A 10,528-nucleotide genomic window follows, 5' to 3' on the forward strand; every position below is an offset into this window, starting at 1 on the left:
CTTTCTCCGTAAGGAGTCCCACACAATGGGCCTGACGACGTCTCTCACCAATGCTGTATCGGGTTTGCGGGTCAATCAGGATGGCCTCGACATCCTGAGCCGCAACATCGCCAATTCCGGCACGCCGGGATACCACAAGCAGTCGCTGAACGTCGTCGATTACAACGCCCAGAACAGCGCCTATGCGCGGACGGTCGGGGCCAATCGGGCGTTCAACAGCAGCCTGCAGACCTATTATACCCGCCAGGTATCCGACACTGCCAATTCGGGCGTGCAGGCCGGCTATCTCGATCGCTTGCAGGGTTTCCTTGGCAAACCCGGCAGCGCCGGCTCGCTCGATACCATCTTCGGCAATTTGAAGAATGCCCTGCAGGGCATCGCCACCAGCCCGGACGACTATACCGCCCGTTCGCAGGCAGTGTCGGCAGCTGAAAACATGGTCGAAACCCTCAACCGGCTGTCCGGCACCATTCAGGGGTTGCGGCAGGAGACCGAGGCGCAGATCGCCTCGAACGTCAACAATCTCAACGGCATGCTCAATTCGCTGTCCGAGGTCAATCAGCGCCTGCTCGATCTGGGCATGACCGACAGCGCCCGCGCGGCGCTGCAGGATCAGCGCGACCGGCTGGTGTCCTCGGTCGCTGAAATCATCGACGTGCAGGCCGATTATCGCCCCAACGGCACCGTGGCGCTGATGACGCGCTCGGGCGTCGGCCTGCTCGACAATGGCGTTTCCCACTTCAGCTTCGAGAGCGCCGGCAATCTGTCGCCGAACTCGAAATTCAACTACGATCCTGAATTGACCAGGGTGGGGAAACTGACGCTGACGACGCCGTCAGGGCTGACCATCGATCTGGTGACCCAGGGCGTGTTGCAGGGCGGGGAACTGGGCGGGCTGGTTACGCTGCGCGACAAGACGCTGGTCGAGGCGCAGGACCAGCTCGACGAGATCGCCGCCAATCTGGCGCAGGCCTTTTCCACCATCCAGACCCCCGGCACGGCGGTGGAGGTCGGCGCGACGAAGGGCATGGACATTGATCTGTCCAACATGCAGCCCGGCAATGACGTGCTGCTGAACTATACGCAAAATGGCGTCGACAAGCGCGTGCGCATCGTCAACACCAAGGAGGCGTCCGACTATATCGACGCCACCGGCCAGCGGGTTATCGGTGTCGACATGTCGGCCGGCAACACCGCTGTCGTCGACCGGCTCAAGACCCTGCTGCCGGGGCTGGCAGTCACCGAAAACGCCGGCAATCTGCGCATCATGGACGATGGCGGGGTTAAGAGCAGCATCCAAACTGCCGTCGCGCGGACAACCTCAAAAGGCCTGCAGGGCGCTGGGCTGGGCTTCAACCTCTTTGTCGACCAGGGCAATTCGGCCTTCACCAACAATCTCGATGGCAATCCGCCGCAGCGGCAGGGTTTTGCCGCACGCATCTCGGTCAATACCGCCATCCTGACCGATAACCGGCTGATCGTGCAGCACGAGGTCGGCGGCACGCTGGGCGATGCCGACCGCGCCAACTATGTCATCGACCAGCTGGAAAAGATGAAGTTCGTCTCGGGCGGCACGCCGAGCGAAAATGCCAACCGGTTCCAGCTCAGCGGCAATCTGAGCGAGTTCATCTCCCAGGTGGTCGGCTTTCAGGGCTCGACGATCAATGCCGCGCTGACCAAGCGAGACGACCGCCAGCTCACGCTCGACACCATCATCGACCAGATGGAAAGCGAATACGGCGTCAATGTCGACGAGGAAATGGCGCGGCTGATGGAATTGCAGAATGCCTATGCCGCCAATGCGCGGGTGGTGTCAGTGGTCAAGGAACTGCTCGATACCCTGTTCTCGGCGGTTTGAAGGAGTAGCGTAAGATGATCGTCAACAAGTCGATGTTCCCGCTGCAGACCGGGTTCGGTGTCATTTCCAAGATGCAGGACCGCTTTGCCACGCTGCAGATGCAGCTCGGCACCGGCGACAAGGCATCCAAGCTATCCGAAATGGGCCGCGATCTGCCGATGTCGCTGTCGGTGCGCGCGCGCCTGGCCAAGATCGAGGGCTTTTCCGCCAATATCGACACCGTCAATCTGCGCCTCAGCTTCCTCGACCAGACCATGGTGCGCTTCGACAAGATGGAAGGCGAAGCGCGCAATTCGGCCACTCAGGGCCAATACGGCACCAACAACATCAACATGGCGACGCTGCCGGGCCTGTCCCATGCGCGGCTGGACGAACTGGTGACGCTGCTCAATTCCGAGGTCGCGGGACGCTATCTGTTCGGCGGTTCCAATACTGATAAAGCGCCGCTCCCCACCACCGATGTGTTGCTCAATGGCCAGGGCGGCAAGGTCGGCTACAACACCGTTCTGGGCGAGCGCATTGCCGCCGATGCCGGTGCCCAGGGCATGGGGCGCCTCATAAGCGCGGTCGGAGCGGCCCCCGCCAACACCGTCACCCTGACCGAAGATGGTATTCATCCGTTCGGCCTCAAGCTGTCGAACGTTACCAGCAATGCTGGTGCAGCCGTCGATCTGGGCCAGGTGGCAGCGTCGGCAACCGCTGCTCCACAACTCGGCAACACCCGGACCCTGTCCTTCAACGCCGACCCCGACAAGCAGATGCGACCGGGTGAGACGATCAGCCTGGGCTTCACGCTGCCCGATGGTTCGACGACCCAGATTGTCATGACCGCTATTGCGGCGGCGGATGGGCCGGCCGCGCCCGGCCAGTTTATCGTCACCGACGATCCCGAGGCCAATGCCGCCAGCTTCGGCGCAGCGCTCGACATCAGGCTCAAGTCAGTCGTGGATGGCGAGTTGGAAGCTGCCTCAACCTTTGCCGCGGCGAAGAATTTCTTCAATGGCCCCGGCGAGCCGGTGATGCGGGTTGACGGCGATCCGGCAAGCGCGACTGGTCTGAAGGTCGCTTCCGCCACTGACACCGTGATGTGGTATGGCGGGCAGTCACCAGCCGTATCGGCAGACAATATGGGCCGGCTGGACATTACCAGCACGGCCGTACCGGTGCCGCTCTCGGTACCTGAGGTGTTCACCCATGAGGTGACGTTGGCACAACAGGCGCCGACCTCGACGGCGCATGGTTTCCAGATTGACGGGATTCCTGCCAACACCGCCAGCATGACCGCAACCTCGCCGGGTGGTCCGGGCAATGCGGTCAAGGTCGCATTCTCGGCAACCGTGGCCACGGTGCCAGGCGAAATGATTGAGTTCACGCTCAAGGAGCCAGCGCCCAGCACTGTCGAGCGCAAGGTGGCGCTGACTGCGGTCAATGGCAAGCCCGGGCCGGGGCAGTTCACCATTGGCGCCAATCCAGCCGAGACCGCGGACAATTTCGCCAAGGCGCTCGACGGAGCGCTCACGACCGCGGCGATGGCCGCCGAGGGCAGCCCACGCCAGAGCGTCACAGCGCAAGTCGATGAGTCGACGCGGGTGAATTATGGCATGGAGGCCAATGAATCGGGCTTTCTGGCGCTGGTGCGCACCATGGCCGCCTTGTCGGCCACCAGCTATCCCAGCCCCGCCGACCCCAGCAAGATCGATCCGGCGCAGGACCAGCGCAATCGCGACCGCTTTGATGCGATGGCGACGCGCCAGCAAAGCGCGCTCTCGGAGGGACACAATTCCGAGCGCGGCTCCATCGAAATCCTGACCATGGAGCTGGGCGTTGCGCGCGGTACGTTGGAAAACGCCTCCAAGCGGCATGTCGACTACAAGGCGCAGCTCGACAATTTGCTGAGTGACATCGAGACGGTGAGCAAGGAAGACGTTGCCATGGAAATCATGGCGCTGCAGACCCGGTTGCAGGCCAGCTACCAGGCGACCGCGATGGTCAGCAAACTGAGCCTGGTGAACTTCCTCTAAGGCGCCCACTCGCCCTTCGCAGATGTCCCAATCCCCGCGTCAGCGGGGATTTTTCTGTGCCGTTAGGCTCCCCAAAAGCAAAGGCCCCGCATCGCTGCGAGGCCTGAAAATTCTCGATATCGGCACTAATCAGTTGCCGCGCAGGCCGGCTGCGAGCTGGCGGTTGATGTTGATCATGCCATCCAGGAACTGTGGCTGCGGATTGGGCTCGACCAACATGTCGCGGGTCTGGTTGAGAACGAACAGGCCGAGATTGACGATGTTCTGGCGGGTCTGCTGGGGCAGGGCGCTGTTTTCGCCATTGGCCGCGCTCATGAAAATGGTCCAGAGCTTGCGGTTGAAGGTCAGGGCGCGGTTCATCTGCCCGAAATCGGCAGGCCAGTCATCGCGGATCGCCTGCAGTCCGGCTGCGGCTTTGATCAGCAGCGCGGCTTCACGTTCGCGCGGGGTTTCAACCGTTTTGGTCGTCTGCTGGTAGGCGAGCGCCCCGTGATGCTGCATTTTGGAAGAGGTCCTGTTCGAACTGAATGAGCTGCTTGGCTGACTTCAGAGCTTTGTACAGGGCGCCAGTTAAGATGTCGTTATTGATCCTGTCGACAATTGCCATACTTGAGGGGGCCGCGGCGACGATGTCGTTGATCAGCGAAAAGTATTCCTGCCGCAAAATTTCGGTATTGTTCTCGATATACATCAATTGCACCGCCAGATAGACCCGCTTGGCCGGGGTGTCGGCGGTGGTGGGGGTGAGAATGTCCTTCTCGCGCAGGATCGGCGCCTGTCCCTCGATGAACAGCCGCGTGCGCTGGTCGGAATTTGTGATGATGCAATTGCCCACCAGCAGCTTCTCGCCCGGCCGCAATTCAACCTTGAGCGCCATTTTGCCTGCCTCCGAGCGGAATCAACTGATGCTTGTTGTAGCCCAGTGCTGCCGGGCGGGCAAAAAGAAGAAGGCGGGCCTGGGCCCGCCTTCCTGATTGGCTGATGCCGCCGCGATTAACGGAGCAGCTGCAGCACGCCCTGGTCGGCCTGGTTGGCCATCGACAGGGTCGAGGAGGCCAGCGACTGACGGGTCTGGAGAGCCATCATGTTGGCAGCTTCCTGGTTCATGTCGGCCAGGGTCAGGTTGCCAGCACCGGTTTCCAGCGTGTTGATCATGTTTTTGGTGAAGTCCTGACGGTTCTGCACGATCGACAGGTTCGAGCCGAAGGCGGAAGCCTGCGAACGAACTGCGTTCAAAGCACCCTTGATCTGGTCGAGGAACTTGTCGATTCCAGCATCGCTATCCAAATCAGCGGATTCTAGCGACGTCTCGATCTTCAGATTTGATGCGTTGACCGACTTGGCGCCCTTAGTCTGAATATCGACGGAAGACGTGCCGTTTTCGTTGAACGTGATCTTAAGATTGTCGCCACGCAGCAGGTTGATACCGTTGAAAGACGCGTCATCCGACATTTTATCGAGCTGATCGCGAAGTTCATTGTACTGGGTGGCAAGGTCCGTACGCACGTCATTACCGTTGATCTTCTTGGAGGCGCTGGAAATCCCGTCAAGCGTGCCGTTCGTATTAACGCCCTTGATATCCATTTCCTTGGTCGAGAGATTCTCGATACGGAGTTTGCCGTTGTCGTTGGTGGCGCGAACCTTGCCATCGAACACGGCGTTGTTGGAAATCTCAGAAACGAGATCGTTGACAGTTTTTGTCACGCGAGTGCTCTCTGCGCCCGTGGGGTCAGTTGAGCTGGCAGTGAAGCCAAGTGCGGAAGTGCCAATCCGCAATGCGGAGTTGGTGTCGATCTGAGTTAGGCGGAGGCCTGCTTGGTTACCTGCGGTCCCGCTGTCGACGTCGGCAATCACTTCGGCTTTGACACCGGCACCGGCGGCGTTGATGGCCTCCATAGCCTGCTGAGCCGTCGCGCCAGCTGCGATCTCGATCTTAGTGTCGTTGATGGTAAGGCTGGTGGCGGCGGCCGGCGCAGTATACTCGGTGCCGGTCTGAGTGGCCGCCACCTTGGATGTGGTTGCATTGGTCAGACCGAGGGCAGCCGTTGCTCCTTCGACGAGAATGTTGCTTCCGGTGCTGGTCGAAGTCAGCTTGATACCGTTCTGGTCGCCGGCGGTGGCGCCATCGACGTCGGTGACCAGTTCTGCCTTAACGCCGGCGCCGGCATCGTTGATGGCCTTCACTGCCTCTTCGCTGGTCGTGCCGTTGGCAAGCTTGATGTTCTTACCGTTGATGGTGATCTCGGCATCGGCCGCGAGGGCGTTGGCCGTGCCGAAGGCCGTGCCGGTGCGTGTGGCGCGATACTCAACCTTGGTGAGGTCAATGTTCTGGGCCGCGGTATCGAACTGACCACCAGAGATAGACATCTTCTCGCTGCCGGTCAGCGTATTGCCGAGCGCTACCGAGAAGGACTCGGTCTGGAAGGACTTATCCTGACGAGCCTGACGCAGAGTGGACTGCATCGACTCCAGGGTTTTAGTGATCGAGGTCAAGCCATTGTTGGCAGCTTCGATGGTCTTGATGCCGTTGGCCATCGAGTCCATCAGATTGTTCAGATCGCCGGCGCGGCTGTTGAGCGAGCTGGCGGTGAAGAAGTTGGTCGGATTGTCCAGCGCCGAGTTGACCTTGTTGCCGGTCGACAGGCGGTCCTGGGTCTTGGCCATCAGGGTCGCGGTATTCTGCAGCGACGAAAGGTTGGAGCGGACGGCTTTGGAGAGATTGATATCGGCCATGATGGCTTCCTTTTCTAGGATTCGATTTTAAAACGCCTCATCCTGAGACGGTTGGATGCTTGACTGTTACGTCATAAATTTTCGTTAAACGGGCGACGCAGATGCTGTTCAAATCAACAATATCGCTGCTGGGTTAACGAGACATAAAGCCCGGTTTGACCGGGTCTGCCGGCAGAAAGAGGGGCTGATTGCGGTCCGGCATTTTGCCGCCGCGCCAACGCCTTGCGCGACCTGACGGGATCAGGTCGCGGGCCACTCCTGCGGTAGTGGTAGGGTGGGGTCTCGCGGGCTAGGCCAGCAAATCCTTGAGCCGCGCTTGCGACTCCTCGGGGATCGTACTGATGCCGATGCGCTGGATCAGCTCTTCCATGGTCTGCGGCGTGGGCGGCAGGGCGCCGGCGATCACCGCGGCGGCAAACATCGAGGCGGTGTCGGGGCGCGTTGGTTCCGGCTGGGGCGCGGGTTTGCGGTCATCGGGTTGCGCGAATTGGCTGTCATTGCCGGCGCCGGCATTTTTTGCGGCCATCGGCGTGCTGTTATGCAGCAGAGGGCGGGCGCCCGGCGTCGTGCGGTGGCGGTAGTCGGCCATATGGGCGCCGCCAGCAATGGCCGGGTCAGTGGTGATCGGCAGAATCATGGCACCGTCCCTGCAAATGGATAAAGACTATCTATCCGCTCTACGCTGCAGTTGTTGTGCCCTGATTACTGGGTTGGCGACGAATTGACTTAAATTAATACCAAATTAAAGCGCCCGGTTGACTGCGATGCCGCGCGCCGCATTGGCGGGGTCTGCTGCGATGGTGCCGGCGCGGCCATAGGTCTTGGCCCGGTTTTGCTGGCCGACGACCTTGGCGACATCGGTCAGCAGGTCTTCGGTGACCATGCGGGCCGTGGCGAGCACGCGCAGATTTTCCGCCATCTGGGTGGCCAGTCGCTCATGGCCGAGCCGCAAGCGCTCAATGGCGTCCGGCGCCTGAGTCTTGAGGCGGTCGCCCTGGCGCTGCACCGAGCGGGCAAAGCCCACATAGTCCTGGGCCAAGCGGGTTTTATCCGGGGTCAGGATGCCGGCCTGGCGCATATGGCCGGCGCGCAGCAGGGTGGTTTCCTGGTTCATCACATCGACCAGGGCGGCCAGGGCAATTTCGGCCATCTGGCAGAGTTCGTTGGCCGGGAGGCTATCGAGGGCGGCGAGGCGGGCAGCTGCGGTCATTTATAGGCTCCGGGCAATTTGTTCTGGTTATTGGCGGCTTCCTGCAAGGCCAACAGGTCGGGAAGCAGTTGTTCGGCGATGCCCAACCCGCCATTCTGGGCCATGGCTCCGGCCAGATGCTCGGACTGCATCGAGCGCCAGGTTTCTTCGCCGAAGCCGCCGCCCATGACGCTCTCGTCGGTCTTGAGGCTGGCAAACATTTCCTTGGTCAGCGTGTTGAGGAACACGCCTTCGAATTCTTCGGCCTGCTGGCGCACGCGGGCGATCTGGCCTGGCGTCAGGCTGGAGCCGGGCAGCGGCTTGATGATGTCCATCACAGCACCTCGATTTCGGCTTGCAGGGCGCCGGTGGCCTTGATGGCCTGGAGGATGGCGATCAAGTCGCGCGGCGAGATGCCCAGCGCGTTGAGGCCGTCGACCAGTTCCTGTAGCGACACCGACTCATTGACCATCGCCAAGGCGGTCTCGGAGAGGTTGGCATTGAGATCGGTACTGGGCTCGACCGCCGTGACGCCCAGGCTCAGCGGGTTGGGCTGCACCACAGTTGGGTTCTCGGCGATGGTGACGGTGAGGTTGGACTGCGCCACGGCCACGCTTGAGACCCGCACATCCTTGCCCATGACGATGATGCCGGAGTTCTCGTCGATGACGATCTTGGCAGTCTGGTCGGTTTCCACCATCAGCTGTTCGATGTCGGTCAACAGGTCGACGATATTGCCGTTAAAGCCGGGGGGCAGGGTGACGCGCACCGTGGCCGGGTCTTCGGGGGTGGCCGTGGGGGCGCCAATGAAGTCATTGACCGCCAGCGCGATGCGACGGGCAGTGGTCAGGTCGGGATTGCGCAGGGCCAGCCGCAGTGAGGTTTGGCTGCCGAGGTGAAAGTCGATTTCCCGCTCGATCATCGCGCCGGAGGAAATCCGGCCGGTGGTCGGCACGCCCGAGATAATGGTGGCCGCATCGCCCTGCGCCTTGAAGCCATTGATGGCGACCGGCCCCTGGGCAATGGCATAGACCTCACCATCGGCGCCAACCAGCGGCGTCACCAGCAGGGTGCCGCCCTGCAGGCTGTCGGAGTCGCCAAGCGCGGCGACCGACACATCCATGCGCGAGCCCTGGGTGGCGAAGGGGGGCAGATTGGCCGTGACCATCACTGCGGCGACGTTGGCGGTGCGGACGTTTTCGCCGGCGGTGTTGACGCCAAGGCGCTCCAGCATCGACTGCAGCGACTGCTTGGTGAAGGGGGAGTTGTTGAGGCTGTCGCCGGTGCCGTTAAGGCCGACCACCAGGCCGTAGCCGACCAGCTGGTTTTCGCGGACGCCTTCGAAGTCGACAATGTCCTTGATGCGGGCGGCCGCAGCATGGGCCTGGATGGTCGGCAGCAGCACCATGGTCATGGTGAGTGCTCCGGCAAGCAGCGTGCGCAGCAGTGATTTGGTCATCCGGCATCCCCGTCGTCTGGCCGTGCCATCCCCATGGCGCAGCATTCGACGACAGCATTGCGAAAACCGTGCCAGTTTTGATTTTCGGGTGCAGGCTATTGAGATGTATGGGTTTTTGGTCGGGGGAGTGCTGCGAAATGGTCCCGGATGTGGTAGGGTGAGCAATTCTTGCCGGGTGCGTTAATGTCTTATTAACTGCTGGCGGCAGATTTTGCCGGTGACACCCGCTAACTGAACGAGTCCAAGCTTGCGCATCGATACCACTAACCGAACCTCAGGCGTTGGCCGCGGCAGTGCCGCCGGCCGCTCTGGCTCGGGCGTGGATTTCGTGCCGGCCGGCGGTGGGGCGCCGGCGCGCGTGGCCGGCAATATGCCGATGCAGGCGATGGCCGGGATCGACTCCATTCTGGCGCTGCAGGCGGTGGAGGAGCCGCTGACCGCCAAAAAGAAGGTGGTGCGTCGGGGAGCGTCGCTGCTCGACCTGCTCGATGAGATCAAGAGTGACCTGTTGATTGGCCGGGTTAGCACTGACCAGTTGGACCAGATGGTTTCAGTGCTTTCCGAGATGAGGGATCGCTCGCTGCCGGGCCTTGATTCGCTGCTCGATGACATCGAGCTGCGGGTTAGAGTTGAACTCGCCAAATTCGGACGATTTCCGGCGATTTGAGCCTCCGTCATCAAAAAGTTGTCAATATCGCGCTAGGCGTCTGACGCGCCGGAGCTTTCCTGTGTTAAGGACCGCCGCTTTGCGTGCTTGCCGGAGGAGGCTGGCGCGCATATATAGGCCGCCTTAGAGGTGCATTGGAGTTGAGTCTACTAATGTCTTCGGTTGCAGAAATGATTGAATACCGGCCCGACGAGAACGAGCCGTTCATGAACCCGCGCCAGCGCGAGTATTTCCGGGCAAAGCTCAACGCGTGGAAAGAGGATATCCTCCGCGAGAGCCGTGAAACTCTCGAGAACCTCCAGGAAGAAAGCCAGAACCACCCGGACATGGCCGACCGGGCCAGCTCGGAGAGCGATCGCTCGCTTGAACTGCGGACGCGCGATCGTCAGCGCAAGCTGATCTCCAAGATCGACGCCGCGCTCAAGCGTATCGACGACAATACCTATGGCTATTGCGAGGAAACCGGCGAGCCCATCGGCATTGCCCGGCTCGACGCCCGCCCCATCGCCACGCTCAGCCTGGAAGCCCAGGAAATGCATGAGCGTCGCGAAAAGGTATATCGGGACGAATAAGCCCACAAATTTAGGCAAAGGCCCGCAGC

Annotated in this window: 11 protein-coding genes; 4 read left to right on the forward strand and 7 right to left on the reverse strand. The window is 61.3% G+C overall.

Annotated features, from left to right (window positions below; translation table 11 throughout):
• Nucleotides 1–25: 25 nt before the first annotated feature.
• Nucleotides 26–1,858: a flagellar hook-associated protein FlgK gene (gene flgK, locus ACX3OW_RS06920; RefSeq protein ID WP_459095026.1), complete on the forward strand. Its 1,833-nt coding sequence runs from the start codon at nucleotides 26–28 to the stop codon at nucleotides 1,856–1,858.
• 14 nt (nucleotides 1,859–1,872) lie between these two features.
• Entirely contained in the window at nucleotides 1,873–3,879 is a 2,007-nt protein-coding gene (locus ACX3OW_RS06925) for a hypothetical protein (protein WP_459095027.1), read from the forward strand.
• Between the two features lie 129 nt (nucleotides 3,880–4,008).
• Here the strand turns inward: ACX3OW_RS06925 and flaF are convergent, their stop codons facing one another.
• The 7 genes from flaF to ACX3OW_RS06960 form a co-directional block, all read right to left on the reverse strand.
• A complete protein-coding gene (gene flaF, locus ACX3OW_RS06930; protein WP_459095028.1) occupies nucleotides 4,009–4,380 on the reverse strand; it encodes a flagellar biosynthesis regulator FlaF in 372 nt (123 codons plus the stop codon).
• Nucleotides 4,331–4,756 (reverse strand): flagellar biosynthesis repressor FlbT, encoded by a 426-nt coding sequence (gene flbT / locus ACX3OW_RS06935; protein WP_459095029.1) that lies wholly within the window; start codon nucleotides 4,754–4,756, stop codon nucleotides 4,331–4,333. Before flbT ends, flaF begins: the two co-directional genes overlap by 50 nt.
• Nucleotides 4,757–4,872: 116 nt before the next feature.
• Nucleotides 4,873–6,612 carry a flagellin N-terminal helical domain-containing protein gene (locus tag ACX3OW_RS06940; RefSeq protein WP_459095030.1) on the reverse strand — a complete coding sequence of 580 codons (1,740 nt, stop codon included), beginning with the start codon at nucleotides 6,610–6,612 and terminating at the stop codon, nucleotides 4,873–4,875.
• 289 nt (nucleotides 6,613–6,901) lie between these two features.
• A complete protein-coding gene (locus tag ACX3OW_RS06945; protein ID WP_459095031.1) occupies nucleotides 6,902–7,249 on the reverse strand; it encodes a hypothetical protein in 348 nt (115 codons plus the stop codon).
• Nucleotides 7,250–7,354: 105 nt separating this feature from the next.
• Nucleotides 7,355–7,822: a flagellar protein FlgN gene (locus tag ACX3OW_RS06950; protein WP_459095032.1), complete on the reverse strand. Its 468-nt coding sequence runs from the start codon at nucleotides 7,820–7,822 to the stop codon at nucleotides 7,355–7,357.
• Entirely contained in the window at nucleotides 7,819–8,136 is a 318-nt protein-coding gene (locus tag ACX3OW_RS06955; protein WP_459095033.1) for a rod-binding protein, read from the reverse strand. Before ACX3OW_RS06955 ends, ACX3OW_RS06950 begins: the two co-directional genes overlap by 4 nt.
• Nucleotides 8,136–9,215, reverse strand: a complete 1,080-nt coding sequence (locus ACX3OW_RS06960) for a flagellar basal body P-ring protein FlgI (RefSeq protein WP_459095466.1) — start codon at nucleotides 9,213–9,215, stop codon at nucleotides 8,136–8,138. Before ACX3OW_RS06960 ends, ACX3OW_RS06955 begins: the two co-directional genes overlap by 1 nt.
• 292 nt (nucleotides 9,216–9,507) lie before the next feature.
• On the opposite strand from ACX3OW_RS06960, the gene ACX3OW_RS06965 reads away from it, so the two are divergent.
• Nucleotides 9,508–9,927: a flagellar assembly protein FliX gene (locus ACX3OW_RS06965; RefSeq protein ID WP_459095034.1), complete on the forward strand. Its 420-nt coding sequence runs from the start codon at nucleotides 9,508–9,510 to the stop codon at nucleotides 9,925–9,927.
• A 152-nt stretch (nucleotides 9,928–10,079) separates the two neighbouring features.
• Entirely contained in the window at nucleotides 10,080–10,499 is a 420-nt protein-coding gene (gene dksA / locus ACX3OW_RS06970) for an RNA polymerase-binding protein DksA (protein ID WP_459095035.1), read from the forward strand.
• Nucleotides 10,500–10,528 lie beyond the last annotated feature (29 nt).

The sequence above is a fragment of the Devosia sp. A449 genome (assembly GCF_054489375.1).